This window comes from Alteromonas sp. NFXS44 (assembly GCF_040148705.1).
Classification (GTDB): domain Bacteria; phylum Pseudomonadota; class Gammaproteobacteria; order Enterobacterales; family Alteromonadaceae; genus Alteromonas.
The window spans coordinates 330,848-351,918 of record NZ_JAGDEA010000001.1; the positions used below are offsets into that span (position 1 = coordinate 330,848).

The 21,071-nt window shown below is 49.3% G+C and carries 21 protein-coding genes; 13 read left to right on the forward strand and 8 right to left on the reverse strand.

The genetic code is table 11. The features are described from left to right. The gene (locus tag J3369_RS01430; RefSeq protein ID WP_349582919.1) at positions 1-1,731 is read right to left on the reverse strand and encodes a purine-cytosine permease family protein; all 1,731 of its coding nucleotides are present in this window, start codon (positions 1,729-1,731) and stop codon (positions 1-3) included. Between the two features lie 213 nt (positions 1,732-1,944). On the opposite strand from J3369_RS01430, the gene J3369_RS01435 reads away from it, so the two are divergent. Then, positions 1,945-2,601 (forward strand): HAD family hydrolase, encoded by a 657-nt coding sequence (locus tag J3369_RS01435; protein ID WP_349582922.1) that lies wholly within the window; start codon positions 1,945-1,947, stop codon positions 2,599-2,601. Between the two features lie 8 nt (positions 2,602-2,609). Beyond that, positions 2,610-3,593, forward strand: a complete 984-nt coding sequence (locus tag J3369_RS01440) for a sugar-binding transcriptional regulator (protein ID WP_349582925.1) — start codon at positions 2,610-2,612, stop codon at positions 3,591-3,593. Positions 3,594-3,632: 39 nt separating this feature from the next. Here the strand turns inward: J3369_RS01440 and J3369_RS01445 are convergent, their stop codons facing one another. The 5 genes from J3369_RS01445 to J3369_RS01465 form a co-directional block, all read right to left on the reverse strand. Then, positions 3,633-5,774, reverse strand: a complete 2,142-nt coding sequence (locus J3369_RS01445; protein ID WP_349582928.1) for a TonB-dependent siderophore receptor — start codon at positions 5,772-5,774, stop codon at positions 3,633-3,635. A 21-nt stretch (positions 5,775-5,795) separates the two neighbouring features. Beyond that, positions 5,796-6,077 carry a DUF3325 domain-containing protein gene (locus J3369_RS01450; protein WP_349582931.1) on the reverse strand — a complete coding sequence of 94 codons (282 nt, stop codon included), beginning with the start codon at positions 6,075-6,077 and terminating at the stop codon, positions 5,796-5,798. After that, positions 6,074-6,382, reverse strand: coding sequence for a hypothetical protein (locus J3369_RS01455; protein WP_349582934.1), 309 nt, complete (start codon positions 6,380-6,382; stop codon positions 6,074-6,076). Before J3369_RS01455 ends, J3369_RS01450 begins: the two co-directional genes overlap by 4 nt. Beyond that, positions 6,342-7,868, reverse strand: coding sequence for a PepSY-associated TM helix domain-containing protein (locus J3369_RS01460; RefSeq protein ID WP_349582936.1), 1,527 nt, complete (start codon positions 7,866-7,868; stop codon positions 6,342-6,344). The genes J3369_RS01455 and J3369_RS01460 overlap by 41 nt, the downstream gene beginning before the upstream one ends. A gap of 128 nt (positions 7,869-7,996) precedes the next feature. Next, complete coding sequence (locus J3369_RS01465) at positions 7,997-8,950, reverse strand: cation diffusion facilitator family transporter (protein ID WP_349582939.1); 954 nt, start codon at positions 8,948-8,950, stop codon at positions 7,997-7,999. Between the two features lie 115 nt (positions 8,951-9,065). On the opposite strand from J3369_RS01465, the gene J3369_RS01470 reads away from it, so the two are divergent. Genes J3369_RS01470 through J3369_RS01485 form a run of 4 tightly spaced genes read left to right on the forward strand, consistent with a single transcriptional unit; the run spans position 9,066 to position 13,452 of the window. Then, positions 9,066-9,878 (forward strand): hypothetical protein, encoded by an 813-nt coding sequence (locus tag J3369_RS01470; RefSeq protein WP_349582942.1) that lies wholly within the window; start codon positions 9,066-9,068, stop codon positions 9,876-9,878. Positions 9,879-9,887: 9 nt separating this feature from the next. Further along, on the forward strand, positions 9,888-10,925 hold the full coding sequence (locus J3369_RS01475) for an extracellular solute-binding protein (RefSeq protein WP_349582945.1): 1,038 nt from the start codon (positions 9,888-9,890) through the stop codon (positions 10,923-10,925). Continuing rightward, positions 10,922-12,442 (forward strand): ABC transporter permease, encoded by a 1,521-nt coding sequence (locus J3369_RS01480; protein WP_349582948.1) that lies wholly within the window; start codon positions 10,922-10,924, stop codon positions 12,440-12,442. The genes J3369_RS01475 and J3369_RS01480 overlap by 4 nt, the downstream gene beginning before the upstream one ends. Continuing rightward, positions 12,442-13,452 (forward strand): ABC transporter ATP-binding protein, encoded by a 1,011-nt coding sequence (locus tag J3369_RS01485; RefSeq protein WP_349582950.1) that lies wholly within the window; start codon positions 12,442-12,444, stop codon positions 13,450-13,452. Before J3369_RS01480 ends, J3369_RS01485 begins: the two co-directional genes overlap by 1 nt. 85 nt (positions 13,453-13,537) lie before the next feature. On the opposite strand, the gene J3369_RS01490 is transcribed toward J3369_RS01485, so the two are convergent. Next, entirely contained in the window at positions 13,538-14,566 is a 1,029-nt protein-coding gene (locus J3369_RS01490) for a methionine synthase (protein WP_349582953.1), read from the reverse strand. A 24-nt stretch (positions 14,567-14,590) separates the two neighbouring features. After that, positions 14,591-15,577 carry a DUF1852 domain-containing protein gene (locus J3369_RS01495; RefSeq protein ID WP_349582956.1) on the reverse strand — a complete coding sequence of 329 codons (987 nt, stop codon included), beginning with the start codon at positions 15,575-15,577 and terminating at the stop codon, positions 14,591-14,593. Between the two features lie 259 nt (positions 15,578-15,836). On the opposite strand from J3369_RS01495, the gene J3369_RS01500 reads away from it, so the two are divergent. The 7 genes from J3369_RS01500 to J3369_RS01530 all read left to right on the forward strand — a co-directional run bounded on the left by J3369_RS01500 (position 15,837) and on the right by J3369_RS01530 (position 21,029). Beyond that, entirely contained in the window at positions 15,837-17,039 is a 1,203-nt protein-coding gene (locus tag J3369_RS01500; RefSeq protein WP_349582958.1) for a putative manganese transporter, read from the forward strand. Between the two features lie 137 nt (positions 17,040-17,176). Further along, positions 17,177-17,530: a hypothetical protein gene (locus J3369_RS01505; protein ID WP_303573410.1), complete on the forward strand. Its 354-nt coding sequence runs from the start codon at positions 17,177-17,179 to the stop codon at positions 17,528-17,530. Then, complete coding sequence (locus J3369_RS01510) at positions 17,523-17,987, forward strand: DUF2753 family protein (protein WP_303573412.1); 465 nt, start codon at positions 17,523-17,525, stop codon at positions 17,985-17,987. Before J3369_RS01505 ends, J3369_RS01510 begins: the two co-directional genes overlap by 8 nt. A gap of 18 nt (positions 17,988-18,005) precedes the next feature. Further along, on the forward strand, positions 18,006-18,218 hold the full coding sequence (locus J3369_RS01515; protein WP_303573413.1) for a hypothetical protein: 213 nt from the start codon (positions 18,006-18,008) through the stop codon (positions 18,216-18,218). 2 nt (positions 18,219-18,220) lie between these two features. Then, complete coding sequence (gene sodN, locus J3369_RS01520; protein ID WP_349582962.1) at positions 18,221-18,703, forward strand: superoxide dismutase, Ni; 483 nt, start codon at positions 18,221-18,223, stop codon at positions 18,701-18,703. Continuing rightward, entirely contained in the window at positions 18,703-18,987 is a 285-nt protein-coding gene (locus tag J3369_RS01525; RefSeq protein ID WP_303573415.1) for a S26 family signal peptidase, read from the forward strand. The genes sodN and J3369_RS01525 overlap by 1 nt, the downstream gene beginning before the upstream one ends. A gap of 104 nt (positions 18,988-19,091) precedes the next feature. Next, positions 19,092-21,029, forward strand: a complete 1,938-nt coding sequence (locus J3369_RS01530; protein ID WP_349582966.1) for a PAS domain-containing hybrid sensor histidine kinase/response regulator — start codon at positions 19,092-19,094, stop codon at positions 21,027-21,029. Positions 21,030-21,071: the final 42 nt, after the last annotated feature.

Sequence of the window (21,071 nt, forward strand, 5' to 3'; positions counted from 1 at the left end):
TTATTCCACAGATGAAGAAAGAGAAGTGCGCTGCCGGCGTTTCATTGCCCAGTAAGCAGAAGCGAAGTAGGCCAGAGTGCAGCCAAATCCGGCATTGAAAAACAGAGTACGGTTGGTAACGTATTGCTCCATTCCGGCTGAGAAAAACATGGTATAGCCGGCAAGCAGTACCGTGATTAGCAGGCTTCCCCGGGCAAGCACAGTGAGGACATTCGTGAAGAGCGAATTATCGTCTTGCTGTACAGGCAGTTGTTCAGCTTGTTTTGCCTGAAAGGTTTCGACCTGCTCATCGTAGGTGCGTAAGTCTGCTTCTTCCTGCGGGTATTTTTCTGCTGCACCATGACGTTTCGCCAATGCGGTGTAGAGCAAGATGGTAAAAATCCAGGTCGGCAAAAACAGATAATAGAAAGAGATAACATCCAGCGCGTTAAGTCCGAAACCGAATACCAGACCTGCTGCCCAGGCGGTAACAGCGGGTTTACTGTGGGTTATTTTTCTGTAGTGTGCCCAGTAGCGTGTCAAACCCAGGCGGGGAAAGACAAAATGCTCGGCAAACACAATGCCGCCGACCGGCACCACTAACAAACCTGCGTAAGTTAACAGCGGAAGTAATTTGGTGAAAACAAACGGGAAACAGGCAATGACGACAGTGACTATTCCTACCATAAACGTGGTTTTATTCCGGGAGTGATTGCTAAAAATCGCCTGGGCAGCCAGGCCTGCTCTGTAAAGGTTGGCATTCGCTGTTGTCCATCCGGCTACGATAACAATCACCAGACCTGACAAGCCCAATGCATGAAATGCGACGTCTCCCGGGTCCAGCTCTGTGATTGATTTTTGTACCAGTACCGCTGTACCAGCGCCCATGATACCGGCTGAAATCCAGGCGATATAATGACCGAATAACATGCCCGCCGAGGTGCACAGACCGTAGCTCCGCTTTTTTGCATAGCGTAACAGTGCCATATCGATTAAGCCGAAATGCGTTATCGTATTGGCTGCCCATGAAAACCCGATAACTTCCATCAGGCCTATGCCGGGATTGCCGTTGGCATCGAGTCCTGTCCATACTGAAATGCTGCCGATGTGCATGAATTCAGCCCAGTCTGATACCCGCGTATCACCGGTAACGGCATTGGCCAGTTCCGGCATGAGGACGAGCGGTCCGCTGATAAACATGACAAAAAGCCAGGGGGCACAGATCCCTGAAAAATTGGATACTGCGTTGAATCCATACATGGCAACCAGCACTACGATGATTCCCACAGCCAGAACAACGAGAACGAACCACGGGTTAGTGGGATACCAGTTAAGTTGGGCCGGTATATTCAGAGCAAAACGTACTGCTGTTGCTGAAACCGTAATCATAGCTGCTGAAATGACAGTAAAAATAATCACGTTTGCCCAGTTATAGAGTCTGGTCATAGAGTCGCCGGCGATCTTTTGCAGGTATGTATACAAGCTGAGCCGGGTTTCCACTGCTATCGGCGTGGTGATGAATGTCCAGCTGAGTACAGCCAGAATATTGCCTATCAACAGACCGATAAGGATATCTGTCATTGAGGCACCCAGAGCAACAAAGGTTGCGCCGAATACGAATTCAGAGGCTGCAACATGTTCACCGGCATACAAGCCGAGAAAATGTCGCCAGCCTTTCAGATTATGTTTTGCAACCGGAAGCTGTTCTTCTTCCAGTTGATGTAGATTTACTTCGTTACTGCTTCTGGTCATAGACAAAGTCGCCGCATCATATGTTTTTTGGCAAATGCCAATTGTGTGGGCATATTCCCGGATTGTGCTGATTAAGTCAACATGTCGTTAACAAAGGAAGCTGTCTTCCATACGATTTTTTTGCTATTCCGTAACCTGCAGGTTACAACGTAGTGCGCGCAGCGTGCGTGCAGATGAAACATACTACCGGCTGAAAAGCTGTTAGGAGGTGCTGTGGCAAGTATTTCAATGGTGATCTTTGATTGTGACGGAGTGCTCATCGACAGCGAAGTCCTGAGCATGCAAGTGTGGCAGCAATTGCTTGCAAAGCAGAATATCTCACTGGAGACAGCGTTTTTTCAGCAGCACTTTTTGGGACGCAGCTTCGGTCATGTAAAAGACATGTTGGCGGAGCAATTCCAGTTAACCGTGACAGAACAAATCAAGGCTGATTTTGATGAGAAGCTGAAAATTGCGTTCACTGAGCGTCTGCAGCCGGTGAGCGGTGTGGAAACAGTGTTGTCAAATTTATCAGTACCTTATGCACTGGCGACCAGCAGCAGCCGGACGCGGACGTCTGTGGCGTTGGCAGCGACAGGGCTTAACCGGTACTTCAGCGAACCTCAGATTTTTACTGCCGGAGACGTTGCCCGGGGCAAGCCTGCACCGGACTTATTTTTACATGTAGCGGCCAGTGCCGGTCAGGCTCCCGCGCATTGTCTGGTCATTGAGGATTCTGCTCCGGGATTACAGGCTGCGGTTTCGGCCGGCATGCACTGGCGGCATTTCACCGGCGGCAGTCACTTGCAACAAACCGATGGTAAACCATCTGAGACGCTGGCAAACTGGCACGATTTTAAAGCTCAGTTCCCGGAACTGATAAAAGATTAGAGGCGCCCATGTCATCTACTTTATCTGCAGCTCAACAAAAATACGAAGATGCTGCCAGAGCTGGCTGGCTCTATTATGTCGCCGGAAAAACACAGGATGAAATAGCCAGACAGTTACATACATCCAGACAATCTGCTCAGCGGCTTGTCGCGCTTGCTGTGTCAGAGGGATTGATCAAGGTACGCCTCCAGCACCCTGTGAAGCGGTGTATGGAACTGGCAAGTCAGTTGAAAGAGGTTTTCGGGTTACAACAGTGCGAAGTTGTGCCCAGTGATGCGGATAATCCGCACTCAACAGCAGGTCTGGCTCAGGCAGGCGCAGCCGAACTGGAACGGTATCTTAAAGGTCAGCACCCGAGAACAGTCGCTCTTGGTACCGGAAGAATTCTGCGGGCCTGCGCCGACGAGTTAACAGCACTGCAATGCCCTCAGCACAACATTGTTTCGCTGGTGGGTAATATTGCACATGATGGATCTGCCAGCCGTTATGATGTCGCCGTGCACGTCGCAGAACGGGCAGGAGCCAGACACTTTCCCATGCCATTGCCGGTTATTGCGCCCTCTGAGGAGGACAAGCAGCAATGGCATAATTTGCCCCATGTCAGTAATGTCAGAGCGCTGGCATTGAAAGCTGATGTTGCTTTCGTCGGGATAGGTCATTTGGGGACCGTGTCACCGCTACATATCGACGGGTTTATAGCAAAGGACACGCTTGATAATCTGGAAACTGCCGGTGCGGCAGGTGAAATGATAAGCTGGATATTTGATGGTCAGGGGCAATTAATAGACAGTCCTATTAACCGGTGTGTCACCAGTATGTCGCTGCAGGATCTCGCCGGAACCACCATTATTGGCATTGCGGCCGGAGAAGAAAAAATCGCAGCCATAAACGGCGCGTTAAAATCAGGGCTGCTAAACGGTCTCATCACAAACGAATATACCGCTGCCAGATTATTAGAAAGCAGTTCTCAGCAGAGCCAGTCAGCAGAATAAATAAAACGCCCGGCATGTGCCGGGCGTATCTGTCCGTTATCAGAACGAGTAGTTAAATCTCACTTGTGTGAAACGCGGTTGACCATACTGGATTTGCGCGTTGCTTGAGATGTAGTTGTAGTACTCTTCGTCAAACAGGTTGTTTACGTTAAGCTGAACGTCCACCCGGTCGCTGAAGCTGTATTTTGCCATCAGGTTTGTAATGGCAACGGCTTCCTGGGTAACACCGCTTTGCGATACTTCGTCCATCCAGTTCACACCACCACCAATGGTGAGGCCGGGCACACTGTCGATAAAGTTGTAGGTAGTGAACAGTTTGAACTGCTTACGTGGATAGCTTGGGTTAACGTCGTAACCTTCCGCATCTTCGGCTTCAAATTGTGACCAGCCCACATTGATGTTCCAGCCATCAACGGGCTGACCCACCACTTCCACTTCAAAACCGGTACTTTCAGTACCCTGTGCTTCCCGCTGGGCAATGGTGGCCGGCGAGTCAGGAACGTAATAAGGCGTACCGTCTTCAGCGATGTCGTCCTGAGCCAGGTTATCCTGATCAATTTTAAATACCGAGATAGCAGTGTTTAAACGCTCGTCAAGGAAACGGCTTTTCATACCAATTTCATACGTAACGCCCTGCAGGGAATCCAGGTATTCACCGTAACGGTTTACCGCATTCTGAGGCTGGAAAATATCGGTGTAGCTTGCGTAAACGCGGTGCTGTTCTGTTACGTCATACAAAAGGCCGGCGTAAGGAATAAATACACCGGTTTCACCAAAATCTGTAGGGGTGCCGTAGCTGTTACCGGAACGTTCCCAACTGGCAATCCGTCCACCGGCAATCACTTTTAACTGCTCTGTCAGGTTAAGACGGGTGGCGGCGTAAAAGCCTTTCTGTTCAGTATCCATGTCCTGAGCAACGGTGTCCGGCGCGTCAGTCCATACCGGCTCGCTCCACTCATTGCCCCAGGTGTAGAAATCAGAGATGGCAAGGGGATCGCTGCTCACAACAGAGTAGGTTTCAGCGATGGCAGACTGGTCACTGTACAAACCGCCAATAACGAACTCATGCATGGTATCAAACAGCTTGTAGTCACCCTTTAACTGAATATCCAGGCTGTCCAGTGAGCTTTCGCCCTCTGCACGGTAAGGCCATGCAATAAGGCCGGCCCCGGTTTCTTTATCCAGCGAACCGTACACGTACAGCAATCTGACATCCGGCTTTTTGTAATCCATGCGGTTATAGTTAACACGCAGTTCCCAGCCGTTGTTAAAGGTGTGCTCTACGTTGGCAAAGATGTTGGTGTTTTTCGTTTCCCAGCGGGTCCAGTCAGCAGACGTGGTGGTTGATACGTCCCAGTCTGTCGGCGTGCCGTCACTGTATAAACCTACCAGGCCACCCCAGAAGTTACCTTTTGGTACGTTATTCTGGTAGCTCATGCCTACGCGCACCAGTGTTTTGTCGGTGATATCACCTTCAACAACACCGTAAAGCACGGTAGATTCATTGGTGAAGATGTCCAGGTACGATTCACTGTCTTCATACTTGGCCACTACACGGCCACGAAGTGTGCCTTCGTCATTCAGTCCGGTTGATACGTCTGCCATGACTTCAAAATTGTTCCAGGTGCCCAGTGCAAAGCTCACGTCACCCGTTAAATCTGTGCTGTCTGCATGCTTGCGCACCAGGTTGATAGAACCGGAAGGATCGCCCACACCGGTTAGCAGGCCGGTAGAACCGCGTACAAATTCAACCCGCTCAAAAATCGCCACATCTGCGACAGTTTCACCGGAATCCGCCGCCAGACTCCAGGGTAACGGTACGCCGTCAATCTGGTAAGTGGTGATATCGAAACCACGGGACTGCAGGGTGTTCCGCACGTTATCCACCATGCGGAAAGACACACCTGTCGTGTTTTGTACTACGTCAATGACGGTATCCAGTGCCTGGTCACGAATACGCTCTTTAGTGATAACGCTCACTGATTGCGGCGTTTCCTGCAGCGTCAGGCCCAGACCTGTGGCCGTATCGATTCGTTCTGTTACGGTATATTTACCGGTCACTTCAACGTGTTCCAGGGTGTCACCGGCGGGAGCAGCTTCCTGCGCCATCGCCAGAGCGGGTGTGAGTGACAGCATTACAGCCGTTGCCACGGGGGCTAAGCGGTTTTCAGGTGTTTTCATAATGTCTCCAAAGTGTTGTAGTTATTTCGGGGCTTTGCGCCTCTGATTATTTGATATGTAAAGGGCTACCAGTAATGCGCCGACGGTCATTTCGTAGCACCAGTAAACGATGCCCTCAGCAATGCCTTCACTTTCACAGGAAAGGATTAGCGAGAGGGCTAAAAACAGAAATCCGGCATATTTCAGGGTATTGTCTGACAAAGGAACGGAAGCCGGAGAAATCAAAAATTTGCGGTTACGGGGCATGGCGGCGGCCAGACACCAGAATGCCACAGTACAAAAAAGCAAAGACAGCAGGGTCACAGGTTGCTCCCTATGCTGATAAACAGCCAGCAACTCAGGCTTGATAAGAGCACGACAGCACTGGTACGCAGCAGCTTACGGGTGGCAATAATCCACATCACCAGCACACTGTAGGCAATAAAGCCAAATAACATGCACCAGATAAACGTTACGGCTTTATCAATATCAGACAGTTGAAAAAGTAGTCCGGTAAGCGCAACAGACAGCAACGAAACCAGTACAAAGCTCCCGAACACGGCCAGCAACAGGCGCCAGACAAACAGGCTATTTTGCATAGTGCCCCACCTCTGTTTCGATGGCTTCATGGTGCTTCCTGTTCAGTATTTTCCACTGCAACAGGAACAGGCAGCCTGTCACCACCAGGCAGATATCCATCACCAGTAAAATACTGTCTTCCGGGAACTGATAAGTACCAATATGCTTTGCCACAGTTATCACACTTAGCAGTGGCAGCAGCAGGAAAGTCACAGCGTTGAGCATGGCTGAGTAGCGCCACCGCTTGTGTTCGCCGGTCAGCAAAGACATCACCAGCACAATGAGCCAGCCGGCAAAAAATACGTCAATTTCTGATTGCGCACGGCCGGCGAGTGTTTCCGGTAAAACGCGGTTGGCAAGAAAGAAACTGGCCACAGCAAAGGGCAGGCCCATAATGGTTGCTGCATTTAAAACCCGTACCCATTGATGACCTTTGTGAGGCGCTTTCTTTTCCCGCTTTTTACTCCACAATACCAGGCCGGTAGCAATCATCACTGAGCCTGTGATACCGGAGATAAAATACAGCCAGCGCAGTGACCAGTCAGCGAAGCGGCCGGCATGCAGATTAATCATGGTTCTGCGGGTTTGCTCTGCCACGGAGGGGACTGCGCGGGTCGACAACAGTTCCCCGGTGGCAGTGGAATAGACAAGCCGGCGGTACGGAGAAATCAGCCCGTTGGCCGGTACTTCCATAAATTCGATGGTACCGTTCTGATCTGTGGGGTTATCAACCCCGATAAAGGTAATTTCAGCGCCGCCCAAACGTTGTTGCGCGTCGTCGAACAGGGCCTGTAAATTCACCGGTTCCGCCCTGATACCGCTGGCAGCAGGTTGCGCCTGCCTGGCTTCAACGGCCTCAAAATAACTGCCCCTGTCACCGAACGTGGTGCTCATGGCCCAGCCGTAAATCATCAGCATGAGGGTGACCAGGCCAGTGTAGGTGATCATAAGGTGGAAGGGCACGGCCAGCACGGAAGTCAGCGTATGGGCATCCAGCCAGCTGCGCATACCCATGCCTGATTTGAAGGTGAAAAAGTCCTTAAAGATTTTCTTGTGAATAATAATGCCGGAGATGAGAGCTATAAACATGCACATGGCAGCTATGCTGACCAGCCACCGTGCCCAGATCACCGGCATATAATGAAGATCAAAATGGAAGCGGTATAGAAAGTTGCCGCCACGGGTCTCTCTGACGGATACTTCCTGTCCGGTGCCATCCAGTGTTGCTCTTTTAAAACCACGGGGACCGGCGTCACTGGCCCGCCAGAAGAGTGTGGACACCGTGTCCCGTTCACCCGGCACGCCGATAGACCAGCGAGGTGAGTCGGGGGCTTCTTTCAGCAGAAAGGCCTGAGCATTGGCGACAGCATTGGCCGGAGTGGCCGGGTGAGTCAACTCCGGTTGCATCCATCGGGTTATTTCAAACTGGAAGAAAGCCAGCGTACCGGTAACAAACACAGCGAACAGCAACCAGCCCAATATCAGGCCTGTCCAGGTGTGCAGCCAGGTCATACTGTCTCTGAAGCGTGAAAACATAATCTTATACTTGGTTTTAGAAGAGTGACTACCGTGGATCGCCAGGGGCAGCAAGTATGAAAGCGCTTAATTTTACCTTAAGTTAAAATCAAATGATAATTGTTTTTATTTCCATGATATGTTCCTGATCACTGTGAACCGGACGCCGGATAATCTTCTACGTCCTCGATGACCCTGCGCTCAAGTCTGGCTTCGCCCTCGGGATCAGCATGAATAATTACGTCGGCGTCGGTAAATGCACCTTCTATCTGCAATTCAACTTCATCGGTGATGTCGTGGGCTTCGCGGAAAGATAGTCCGGCATCGAGCTGAATGTCGAGTTGTATAAAGCTCTTATCACCGGCGCGGCGGGTACGCAAAGCGTGATAGCTCAGAACGTTGGGATTGGCTTCAAGAATTTGTTTTATGGTTTCTTTATCTTCTTCAGGCAACTCTTCGTCCATGAGTTGGGGAATGGCTATTTTTGTCACCTGCCAGGCGGAATGTGTGAGAAATAATCCCATTGTTAAACCGGCCACGGCATCCAGTCTTGGAATCCCGTAGTAACTGCCTGTGAATACTGCCAGCAGCGCACCGGTAATAGCAAAGATATCGCCAATGTAATGAGCCCGGTCAGACTGAATGATTAATGAACGGGTGCGCTTTAATGCCAGTGTCTGGAATGATACCAGCAGAATGGTTGCAATCAGCGAAAACAGAAGCACGCCAACCGCAATGTCAGGTCGGGTAACCGGCTCCGGTTCCACAAGATGATGCACCGACTCCCACAATACCAGCGATGCCGAAGCGCTTATCAGAGCGACCTGACCAAGGGCGAATAACGCTTCTGCTTTATGGTGTCCGAATTTGTGATTGGTATCAGGTTGCAGGGCGGCATATGAGGCCACACCTGCGGCTGCAACACTAACCAGTAAATCGATACCACTGTCGGCAAGTGAGCCGAGAATGGCAGCAGAACCAGTGATAAACCAGCCACCGATTTTTACCAGGCAGAGCAGGGAAGCCACGCACACCGCAGCACCTGTTGCTACTTTCACCCATTTGCTGCGTTCATTGCGGCATTCACTTGTGTTTGCATTCAAGGGATTCTCTCCTGCGACAGAGTATGTTTGACTGTTATAACACATAACGTCTATGGCTTTACTTGCTAATTGATAATAAGTATCATTTTCAAAAATGAACATTTAAGGATTAATCATGACTTTCTCAGGATCAGCCCGTTGTAAACTTGCCCTGGTGCTGGCACTTTCTATCGGCAGTTTTTCTTCTCAGGTATCAGCAAATGGTGCTATCGGAGATCACGTAAATAACCTTCACGCGCACCTGGGCGAATACGCAGAAGAAGTGCAGTGGCTGGAAGATAAATTTGGTGCCGTCGTTGATGCCTATGAAAAGCAGGGCAAAGATAAAGTTGATACTGATGTTATGATTGAGTACTGGGAAGAAGTAGATTTCCATTCAGCGATTGAAACCCAGTATGTGCCTGTTTATGCCACCATCTGGCAAGGCATTTACGGTGTAAAAACAGCCATCGATAGCGGGGCCGCTACGGCAGCTGTCCGTGCTGAAGAGGTAAAGCTGGTACACGCCCTATGGCAAGGCCTTGGGGCGGTGAAACTGGCCTCTCAATATCAGAAAAAAGGGCTTATCGACCAGGTTCAGACCACCGAAGCTGAACCGACAACGCCAACAGAAGTCATTGATGACATTAAAGTACGTCTTGACCGCGTAGTAGCAAAGTATGCAGAACAGTTGTCTGAAGTGGCAACCACACTGGTATTTGATACTTACCTGCAACGTTTTGAAGGTATTGAAGGTGCGCTAATTGAATTGGATGCGCCACTGGTTGAAGATCTTGAGAAAGATTTTAACGTATCTTTACCGCAAGCTATCGAGCAAGACAAAGGCGTGGATGCAGTGCGTGAAGTTGTCAACGCCATGCAGGTTAAGTTAGATAAAGCCTATGCGTTGCTGGCAGAAGCAGAGAAAAATCGTAAGAGCGTGTTTTAAGGAATCACTATGCAACGCAGAACATTCGTCCGGGGCCTGGGACTGGCTGGTTTAGCTGGCGGTCTCGGGCTGTTACCAGGCATGTCCTTCGCTAATCCGGCAACCGCGATATCTGTTGATTCACTGCCAAAATTGAAAGGCGACCTCACGCTTTATCTTGGCAGAGGCGAGGGCGGACTTTACGAAAATGTCCTTGAAGCGATCAAGAAAAAGAACCCGGAACTGAATTTACAAATTCGTCGCGGTGCGACGGCAGAGCTGGCCAATATGCTGGTCGCCGAAGCTAAAGCCGGCGTGAAACGGGCGGATTTGTTCTGGGCAGTAGATACCGGTTCTATAGGTATGATTACTGATCAGGGGCTGGCAAAGCCCCTGCCAGACGACGTGGTCAATCAGCTGAAACCGGGTTTTCAGTACCCTATGTGGTCGCCGGTAACCGGACGTATCCGCACTTTACCTTATAACACTGAGCGGGTGAGTGCAGACCAGATCCCTGACAGTGTGATGGCCCTTGCCGACACAGATTTGAAACTGGGCTGGGCACCTGCATATGCCTCTTTTCAGTCTTTTGTCACAGCGATGCGCATTCTCGAAGGTGAGAAAGCAACAGCCAGCTGGCTGAAAGGCGTGAATAGCCGGGCGAAGAAATATGCCGGTGAACTCGGTGTGGTGATGGGCGTTGAGCGTGGTGAGGTGGACCTGGGTTTTGCCAATCACTACTACACGTTAAGGCTTAAGTCCGGCAAGCCGGATGCCACCGTAGATATTGCTTACACAAAAGGTGATGCGGGTTGCCTGGTGAATGCCTCCGGCATTATTTCGCTCACTGAAGGTGATTTACCGGTAAACTTTATCCGTTACCTGCTGACCAGAGAAGTGCAATCTTATCTGGCATCTGAAGCCTATGAAATTCCACTGGTCGGCGGCGTAGCGCCGCCTGATGGTCTCACGCCTCTGAGCAGTATTTCTCCTCCTGATTTGGATCTTCGTAAGTTAGCTGATATAAGACCGACATTAGACTTGATGAGGAATGTTGGCGTTCTGTGAAAAACCTGCCTAAATCGTACCCCTTTGCAATCATCATTGCGGTGATTGCAATTTTACCCGTCGGGGTTTTATTTTCACTTGCCTCTGATGATGCCGCGTTTTTTGATACCAGAAATATCACTGTATTAATGAATACGCTGGCATTGATGGGGCTCACGGTGGCAGGGGCTGTGATGGTCGGGGTGCCCCTGGCGTTACTCACAGCATATGTCAGTTTGCCTTTAAAGCGGCTGTGGCTAATCTTATTTGCAGCACCGCTGGCTATGCCAAGTTACCTTGGCGCATTTACCCTCTATTTTTCTTTCGGCCGGGGCGGCGAAATCGAGAGCTTTACCGGTTTGACCACGCCATCCCTGGAAGGACTGTGGGGGGCAGGGCTGGTCATGACGTTGTACACCTATCCGTTTGTGATGATGACCACCCGTTCCGCGCTGCTCAGCCTTGATGCCAGTCAGATAAACGCTGCCCGTACATTAGGGCTGTCATTAGCTGCCAGTATCTGGCGCATCGTTTTGCCACGGGTCGTAAACAGTATTGCCGCCGGGGCATTACTGGCGGGGCTGTATGCGTTATCGGATTTCGGGACGCCGGCAATCATGGGGCTGGACACATTTACACGGGTAATATTCGTGGAATACAACGCGTTTGGCCTCAGTCAGGCAGCCATGCTATCGCTGCAGTTAATGCTGATAGTCGTGCTTATTCTCTTCATCGAATCTCAAATCCGTGGTGCTAAAGAACGACCGGGCAAACACATCCAAATTCACGTTCATCCGGTGAAAAGTCTAGGTTTCGCAGGTCTGTTTTCGCCGGTTATTCTGTTGTCTCTGGTTCTTCCACTTGGCATTTTTGTGTTGTGGCTGGCCCGGGAGGGAGCAGAAGGCTTTGATATTACCTATGCATGGAATTCCGCCTACGCATCCATGATGGCCGCGGTCGTCGCAGTCATTCTGGCGATTCCCGTTGCCCATGCCGCTATTGCCGGCCGGGTAGGACGATTTTTTGAGCGTATAACGTATTTTGGATTCGGTGTCCCCGGCATTGTAATGGGCACAGCGCTGGTTTATCTCGGATTACAAATTCCGGTACTGTATCAGACGCTGGGATTGCTGGTGATTGCCTATGTATTGCGCTTTTTGCCGCTGGCTGTGAGTACAGTTCGCAGTACTACTGAAAATCAGGATGGTGGCCTGGTAAACGCTGCGCGGGTACTGGGGGCTTCGCCCAGAGAAGCGTTTTTGCGTATTACTTTACCTCTGACTGCGCGGGGCATGATAGCCGGTGCCGCATTGGTTTTCCTTGAAGTTATGCGTGAATTACCGGCAACATTGATGCTCGGGCCTACAGGTTTTGAAACGTTAGCAACGTACCTGTGGCGTGTTTATGAAGCTGGCTATTTCGGACGTGCCGCCGTACCGGGTTTATGTCTGGTGTTTATTTCCGGGCTCGGGTTGATCCTGATGCTCACCGGTGAGCGAAAAGCAGAATTTTCAGTTAACGAGAGTCAACATTCCTGATGCTAGAAGTTAATGGTTTATCAGTCGATTATGGAACTAATCGGGTAGTGCGAAATTTAGATCTCAAGCTTAATGAAAGCGAGATCTTAATGTTAGTCGGCCCCACCGGTTGTGGAAAAACAACAGTGCTGCAGGCTCTGGCAGGTTTGATCCCCGTAACTGAAGGAAAAATTGCTCTGGATGGATGGGTTTCCACACCAGAGAAACAGGTGCCACCGGAAAAACGCAACGTGGGGATGGTGTTCCAGGACTTTGCACTCTTTCCCCATCTCACCGTAGAGCAAAATGTTCAGTTCAGATTGAAAGACAATACGTTGGCAGATCACTGGTTGGAATTACTGGGTCTGAGTGACTTCCGGCACGCCAAGCCTTCACGGTTATCCGGTGGACAAAAGCAGCGGGTGGCGCTGGCCAGAACGCTGGCACATGAGCCTGCTTATGTATTACTCGACGAACCGCTTTCCAATTTGGATGCCGCATTAAAAGACAGTTTACGCTGGGATATTCGCGACGCGCTTAAGAAGGCGGGTGTACCGGCAATTTGGGTAACCCACGATCAGGATGAAGCACTGTCGGTCGGTGACAGAGTGGGTATCTTAAATAAAGGTGTGCTTGAACAACTGGATACACCAGAGCTGTGTTTTGAAAAGCCGGCCAGTAAATTTGTTGCACGTTTTCTTGGTGAAGCCAGTTTTCTCAAAGGGCGTATTTCCGGCAATGAAGTAGAAACCGCTATCGGCAGCGCACCGGTTTATTCTGCTGACAATCAGCAAGAATTAGTGGAATTGCTGGTAAGGCCCGACGATGTGATTATTACCGAAAAGCCGGAGCAAGCAAACGCGACGGTGTTACGTAGTCGCTTTGAAGGTGGCAGCAGATTATTGTTCGCTGTACTGGATTCGGGTGAAGCTGTGAGTGCCAGGGTGTCTCACGAATTAAAAGTGGTGCCGGAGCAGCGGGTATTACTTACCTTGCAATCCGCCCATGCTTTGTCAGCATTTAATTTATAAATCTCACTTGCTGAGCAAAATACACCGGAAGCACATTACCGGTTAAGACGGTTAATGTGCTTCAATCACTAAGAAAAACCGGATATTAAGCAGACAACTCTTTTCTGACAATATCAGCGCCCGCTGCTAAGGCCTCAAGCTTACCTCTCGCAATATCACGGGAAAGAGGAGCCATGCCGCAGTTGGTACAAGGATAAAGCTTGTCCGCATCAACGTATTTCAGAGCTTCCCGGATAGTCGCTGCCACTTCTTCAGCCGTTTCAATTTCTTGGGTAGCCACATCAATGGCGCCGACCATAACTTTCTTACCCTTTAGTAACTCAAGGACTTCAAAGGGCACACGACCGTTGTGGCACTCCAGAGAAATAATGTCGATGCTTGATTGCTGAATGGCAGGAAACGTTTTCTCATAGTGACGCCACTCTGCACCGAGTGTTTTTTTCCAGTCTGTATTGGCTTTAATGCCGTAGCCATAACAAATGTGAACGGCAGTTTCGCATTTTAAGCCTTCACAGGCTTTTTCCAGCGCTTCGATCCCCCACTCATTGACCTCGTCGAGGAATACGTTAAAAGCTGGCTCATCAAACTGAATAATATTCACGCCGGCGGCTTCAAGCTCTTTAGCTTCTTCGTTCAGCGCTTTTGCGAATTCGAAAGCCAACGTTTTACGATCTTTATAATAATCATCATACAGGGTATCAACCATGGTCATCGGACCGGGAAGTGCCCACTTGATAGGGCGATCGGTTTGCGCCCGCAGGAACTTAGCATCGTCAATGAACACAGGTTTCTGACGGCTTACCGGGCCGACGATCCCGGGCACGCTGGCATCGTAGCGGTTACGAATTCTGACTGTCTTTTTATTTTCAAAGTCAACGCCGCTTAAGTTTTCAATAAAGGTTGTGACAAAGTGCTGACGGGTCTGTTCACCGTCGCTGACAATATCGATACCTGATTTTTCCTGTTCTTGCAGCGTCACCCTAAGGGCATCGTTTTTACCTGCAGCGAGGGCTTCTCCCTCAAGTTTCCATGGAGACCAGAGCTGTTCAGGTTGCGCCAGCCACGATGGTTTTGGCAGACTTCCTGCGGTGGAGGTCGGGAATAATTTTGTCATTGTAATACTACCTGTACCTTAAAATCAGAATGCGGACGCAGTAACGCCGGAGGCCCATTGCTGAAGCGTATTTTGATGTTTCTGAATGAAGTTCTCTTCGCACCATTTGCCCTGCTCGATGGCAAGGCGGGCACGTTCTTCTTTGTCGTACACCACTTGAGTAACGGAATAATCGTGATTTCTTAAACTTGGCTTGTACACTTCACCGGCAACAGAATTCGTGTTGTAGATTTCCGGACGATAAATCTTCTGGAAGGTTTCCATGGTGCTGAGCGTGCTGATGAGCTCCAGTAAGCTGTAGTCGTTCAACAGATCACCGAAGAAAAAGAACGCATAGGGTGCCGAGCTGTTAACAGGCATAAAATAGCGAACTTTCATGCCCATGGTTCTGAAATACTGCTCCGTTAACGATGTTTCATCAGGTTTATATTCCGTGCCTAACACCGGGTGCTGATTACTGGTCCGGTGATAGGTTTTGTTGTCTGAAACACTCAGGCAGATCACCGGCGGTTTACTGAAGTTCTCTTTATAAGCGCCGGAACTGATGAAGTCCTGAAACATTTTTCCGTGCAATTCACCATAGTTATCCGGTACAGAGAAATGGTCTTTCCCCTCATTGTGTTTGCGTAACACCACACTGAAATCGTAGTCGCGCACATAAGATGAGAAATTGTTACCCACAATGCCTTCAATACGTTTATTCGTATAATGATCGACAACGCTGGTTTTCAATACTTCAATCGTCGGGAAGGTCTCACCATTGCCTTCAACATCAACGTCGACATGCACGATATCGAGCTCAACGGAATACCGGTCTTTTTTAGGGTTATCCCAGTGTGCCAGACTATTGAAGTTGTTATTTATCATGTTGATTGCTTTGCGCAGGTTTTCCTGGCGGGCTTCACCACGGGCCAGGTTTGCAAAGTTCGTGGTAAGACGTGTTTCGTCCGCAGGAGAGTAGTGCTCATCAAAGCGAACGGTCTTAATGGAATAAGTGAAATCGCTACTCATAATAGTCTGGTGCCCCATGCTCAAAACAAAAACTAACATTTAATGTGTTGAGCTGATTGTAGGGCGAGTTAACTATGATGAATATTGATATTAATTAATGGTTGTATGAGCCGTTTTCATGGTTTGAGCGGCGTGACTCAAACTGCTATCTTAATGATAATGATTTTTATTTGAGTTTTATCTCAGCTGATCCTATGATTCTATTCGGGGGTAATCCATATCAATGGGTTAAATTGCGGACAGGCTTTTGAGAAGCAAAATGAATGAATCTGTTTCTACAATGCAAACGATGCGTATTGCACTGAAATCACGCGGTTGGCTTGTGAACAAGCGTCTGTTTCTGCCTGTTATTCTGCTTTCTTTTTTATGGTGGCCTTTCAGCCGTGAGACGACTCAGCAGGTTCTTGCTGACGCGTTCTTTCAGGTGGGGGCTTTTGTTTACGCATCTCTGGCGTTGTATTACCTGTGTACATTACGGGTGCCCGCAGAGACCATCAGCCGGTTCATTGCCCGCCATCCGTTTTATGAAGTCTTCATTGCCGCTTTTCTGGGGGCTTTACCCGGTTGCGGTGGCGCAATCATTGTTGTTACTCAATACACAAGAGGGGTAGCAAGCTTCGGTTCCGTTGTGGCGGTGCTCACCAGTACAATGGGTGATGCGGCATTTTTACTGTTGGCCCGGCAGCCGGCAGACGGTCTCACAGTGATGGCCGCCGGCATGGTGGTGGGGTCACTTACCGGAATCATTGTGAACCGTTTTCACAACTACCGGCCTGAACTTATTGAAGATGAGTTTAGCAGTCCTCAGGACGACAGTCACACTTGTGCGTCCATGAGAGTAAGTAAAGCACTGACTGGCCTGGCAACACGTTTCTGGCTGGTGATCAGTATTCCTGTTCTGCTTATCGCCATGGCTTTGGCTCTGCAAATTAGTCCTGCTGACTATTTACCTGTTTCTGAGCAACAACTCACCCTGTCAGGCGCTGTTCTCGCAATTGTGAGTGTTACGCTTTGGGCTACGGGAAGTGTGGGCACGGGATATTACTCATTAACCAGTGAAGATCCGGGGTCACAGCCACCTGACTGGAAACGAAAAGCAGCACTGGATACTCAATTCGTGCTGGTGTGGGTGATCATGGCATTTATGCTTTTTGAGATCAGTATGCTTGTTTTTGGCGTAGATTTAGTCGATGTATTTCAGTCTATGGGGGTAAGTGCCGTGGCACTGGCAATCCTTATCGGCTTCTTACCCGGTTGTGGTCCGCAAATACTTGTTACCACGCTATACCTCAATGGCGCACTGCCGTTTTCTGCGCAACTGGGTAACGCAATCAGTAACGACGGAGACGCGTTGTTTCCGGCTATTGCGCTTTCTCCCCGCGCTGCGCTGCTGGCAACGCTCTATTCTGGCATACCCGCTTTCCTGGTTGGGTTCGGATATTACTTCCTGTTTGAGGTCTGATCCCAGGCGCTCAGCAGAGGTGTAAAATTTACCATCAAATAGTAACAATTATCATTTGCATTATTATCCATTCGCATCTAAGGTAGACTAAGAAAACGGGAAATCACCTAATCTTGTTCACCGTAGAGGATGTCATTATGGATATTACCTTCCTGTGTCCAAAACACACTGAATGGGTGTACAGCCACCCGGAACAGGCTGTGCACTTTCTGGCAAGAGATGAATATCAGGGCTCAATGTTATATGCCGACGGCCAGTACAGAGAAGCCATTGCCTATCTCGGGTGTGCGTTTGATATTGCGGCCATTTTGCTGGAAGTCGACGGTGGAGATAATGACGCCATGCGGCTGAAGCTTGAGTCGCTCGGTGATTTGCTCAGTGATGCCTACAACAAACTCGGATTGGTTCATTATAAGAGCGCCATTGAAATACGGGCTGCCGGATTGCTTTCAACCATGCCTTATTACAATGTGGCGGTGCTGCATGCCTGATGGCGAGGTTATGAATAAGGAATGTCATGCTCATTACGTTATCTGGGAGCGGGTCATTAAAGACGGAAACAGAGACTTTGACGCGGATGTTTTCGAAGGCGCGCGGCTTAAGTATTTACGCGCAGTCGAATTAGCCGTTGCCATGGTCGAAAGCGAACCCTGCATCCGGCCTGCCATCGGCGCCTTGTTGGTGAGCTATCACAATCTGGCCGATCTTTACGAGCGGCACGGCTATCGGCTCTTCGCTCTGAATGCGCTGACCAGCGTGTTTCAGCATGTTGAACATCTTCAAAGGGAGAATCCTGCAGAAACAGCGCCCGTCTGGGGCAAGCGTATTGCCTCAGAGCAACTCTACCTGTTTAAAAAGCGACACGGCGAAGCGGAAGAATTTCAGAGACCTGCTTTCATCGCCATAAAACCTGACGACATCAGTACCCACCAAAGGTCTCTACATTAATTAACAAGGAGCATCCGCATGTTAAGACACCTGTCTTTAAAGCTTCAACTGGCGTTATCGCTGGTTCTGTTCAGCCCTTTTTTATGGGCACACCCCGGCCATGATCACGCCCACTGGACGAGTACAGTTCTTCATGTTCTGTTTTATGCTTCCATTGCCGCAGCGGCCGTAGCGTGTGCCTTTGCGATTTACAAAGTCGTCAAGCGCCAGTCGTTAACGCAGGGAGATTAACTATGATCCACCAGTTACTTGAAAAAGTGGATGCTCTGGTCAATTTCGAGCGCGCCAGTGCCCACTGTGATATTCCCTGCAAAATTTATGATCCCGTCAGCGCACAGCTGGCTGCGCTGAGTGTTATCCGCTTTGCTGACCTGATTGAAGAGTTAAATGGCGAAAATCCGGCTCAGCTTGTTCGCCTTGTACGTGAAAAAGAAATTCATGCGGAAAAGGTAAAGCAAGAAATCAGAGTGATTTGGGGCGACTATTTTAAAGCGCCACAAATCGAAAAATACCCTGATGTTCATGAACTGGCACACAAAATCATGATGGCCGGTTCTGCCTGTAAGCAACATACCAGTCGCGACAAAGGTGTGGAGCTGCTTAATCTGGTCAATCAGTTTGCAGAATACTTCTGGTCTTCTAAAGATGTTGCAACCTTTACAGCAACGTGTCCGTATCCGCCTGCAGAGCAAGTGGTCTATCCTAAACTTGCCTGATGCTGAAACTTCTCGTCGTCGATGGCCGCAGCATGGAGCCGGCACTGAGTGCGGGTACGTTCGTGCTGGTGCGCCATCTGTTCTGGCGACTCCCCCGCATTAACGACATTGTCGCTTTTCGTTGTCAGACCCGCGGTCTGCTCATCAAAAGGGTTATTTCTGCAGAACCTGAACTCGGGCTCTATCTGGGAGGCGACAATATTGCTGAATCAATCACTTCTGAACAAATAGGCTGGGTAAAACCGGCTGATATCATTGGCAAAGTTCTGTGGCGCAGCCGCTGAATACCCGAAAGGATAGTAATTGCTCATATTGGCGGTAAATTGATCGCATAGTTCAATTCTCTGGTCTAGGATACAGTATTGATGGTGACTATATTGAGTAGTACTTGAACGTATCCGTATTGGAAGAAAACAATAGCAACTTATTCGGGCAGCATGCACAACGCTTCGCAGATAACTTTCCTTCTGCCATTGTCCTGACTGATATACACGGCAAAGTGGTTTATCTGAACCGGTTTGCTGAAAGGTATTTGCCACAGGATTTCACACAAGTTCTGCATCAATCTTTTTCTGATGTTATCTCTCCCTCAAGTCTTGCATTGTTTACTGACGCATTCGGGAGTGTCGCGGCTGAAGGCGGCTCTTTAAGTATAAATGTTGACACAATTACAGATCTTGAACGCAGTTCTCTGACAATATTCGCCCTTGATGAGAAAACGCTTTGTATCACGCTTCAGGCTTGTCCGGCTGGCCTTCAAAGCACTGATGATCCTCATAACCTGCCTTTGAGTGAACAAAACGAGGCTCTCCACAAGCAGCGCCGGTTATACGAGGCTGCTCTATCAAATAGCCCCGATCCTGTGTATATCTTCGATCTCTCCGGGCGGTTTACTTACGTCAATGATGCATTGCTCGATATCTGGGGAATAACGTGGGACGAAGCAGTGGGCAAAACGTTGTACGAGCTCAACTACGAGAAATGGCATGCTGACAGGCATATGCAGGAAATTGAGCAGGTCATCGCGACAAAGCAACCCATCAGGAGGGATGTGCCTTATCATGGCGCCCATGGCCTTCGTATGTATGACTACATTTTCGTACCCGTGCTTGATGCAAAGGGCAATGTAGAGGCCATTGCAGGTTCAACCCGCGACGTTACAGAGCGGTATGAAGCAGAAAAAATTGCAAGAGATGCAGACAAAAGAAAGGATGAGTTTCTTGCGACATTAGCTCATGAATTGCGCAATCCGCTGGCTCCTATCCGGAATGCCCTTGAAATCCTGCAGTCCGATCAGTTTTCACAACAAAAGAAAAATGAGTCATTTGAATTAGTGGGGCGTCAGGTGAAACAAATGGTTCGCCTTGTGGACGACCTGATGGACGTATCCAGGATCACGAGAGGAAAGATTAAACTGGAGCGTGAACCGCTTGATATTTGCAGCGTCATTCATGATGCACTAGAGACAGCGCAGCCCTTTATTGACGAAAATCATCATGTATTATCAATCAACTATCCTGCAGAAACTGTGTGGGTAAACGGTGATTCTGTGCGGCTTGCTCAGATATTTACTAACATTATCAATAATGCAGCTAAATACACACCACCCGGCGGTCAGATTAGCATTGATGTAGCGCCTGCCGGCGCTCTGATTAATGTTGAAATCCGGGATAATGGCATAGGCATACCTTCTGATAAGCTGAACGAAGTCTTCACTATGTTTTCTCAGGTCGAAGGCGTGCTTGAGCGTTCACAGTGTGGGTTGGGCATTGGTCTTACACTGGTCAAGCGCCTTGTGGAAATGCACGGTGGTAATGTATCTGTGCAAAGCGACAGCAGTGGAACATCGTTTACCGTCTCTTTACCCCGAATCGATGTTCATAAGCGTGAAACTCAGAAGGCTACGGCATCAAAGCCCGGATATAACGTGGCGGATTCTTCTCCGTTAACAGTACTGATTGCTGATGATAATCAGGATGCTGCCATTACCATGGGATGGATCCTTGAGGCCAAAGGTTGTGATGTAGTGGTTGTCGAAGATGGACCATCAGCACTTAAAGCCGTCGAAAATTTTTCTCCGGATTTGATCCTGCTGGACATCGGGATGCCTGGTATGAACGGTTATGATTTATGTATCGCATTACGTGAGATGCCTGAGCTGGAACATTCCGTTTTTGTGGCCCAGACAGGTTGGGGTCAACCGTCTCACATCAAACGTTCGCAGGAGGCAGGGTTTCATCATCACCTGGTTAAACCTCTGGACATGGGTGACTTGATATCCATTGTTGACGAAGTCAGGCAGTTAAAGTCCCGGCTATCGTCATAATTCACCTGTTATTCTGATAACCGGATTCACGTATTACAGCGC

Coding starts and splice junctions, on each gene's coding strand:
- J3369_RS01430 (WP_349582919.1), bottom strand. CDS start 1,731: ATGACCAGAAGCAGTAACGAAGTAAATCTACATCAACTGGAAGAAGAA.
- J3369_RS01440 (WP_349582925.1), top strand. CDS start 2,610: ATGTCATCTACTTTATCTGCAGCTCAACAAAAATACGAAGATGCTGCC.
- J3369_RS01445 (WP_349582928.1), bottom strand. CDS start 5,774: ATGAAAACACCTGAAAACCGCTTAGCCCCCGTGGCAACGGCTGTAATG.
- J3369_RS01455 (WP_349582934.1), bottom strand. CDS start 6,382: ATGAAGCCATCGAAACAGAGGTGGGGCACTATGCAAAATAGCCTGTTT.
- J3369_RS01460 (WP_349582936.1), bottom strand. CDS start 7,868: ATGTTTTCACGCTTCAGAGACAGTATGACCTGGCTGCACACCTGGACA.
- J3369_RS01470 (WP_349582942.1), top strand. CDS start 9,066: ATGACTTTCTCAGGATCAGCCCGTTGTAAACTTGCCCTGGTGCTGGCA.
- J3369_RS01475 (WP_349582945.1), top strand. CDS start 9,888: ATGCAACGCAGAACATTCGTCCGGGGCCTGGGACTGGCTGGTTTAGCT.
- J3369_RS01485 (WP_349582950.1), top strand. CDS start 12,442: ATGCTAGAAGTTAATGGTTTATCAGTCGATTATGGAACTAATCGGGTA.
- J3369_RS01490 (WP_349582953.1), bottom strand. CDS start 14,566: ATGACAAAATTATTCCCGACCTCCACCGCAGGAAGTCTGCCAAAACCA.
- J3369_RS01495 (WP_349582956.1), bottom strand. CDS start 15,577: ATGAGTAGCGATTTCACTTATTCCATTAAGACCGTTCGCTTTGATGAG.
- J3369_RS01500 (WP_349582958.1), top strand. CDS start 15,837: ATGAATGAATCTGTTTCTACAATGCAAACGATGCGTATTGCACTGAAA.
- J3369_RS01505 (WP_303573410.1), top strand. CDS start 17,177: ATGGATATTACCTTCCTGTGTCCAAAACACACTGAATGGGTGTACAGC.
- J3369_RS01510 (WP_303573412.1), top strand. CDS start 17,523: ATGCCTGATGGCGAGGTTATGAATAAGGAATGTCATGCTCATTACGTT.
- J3369_RS01515 (WP_303573413.1), top strand. CDS start 18,006: ATGTTAAGACACCTGTCTTTAAAGCTTCAACTGGCGTTATCGCTGGTT.
- sodN (WP_349582962.1), top strand. CDS start 18,221: ATGATCCACCAGTTACTTGAAAAAGTGGATGCTCTGGTCAATTTCGAG.
- J3369_RS01525 (WP_303573415.1), top strand. CDS start 18,703: ATGCTGAAACTTCTCGTCGTCGATGGCCGCAGCATGGAGCCGGCACTG.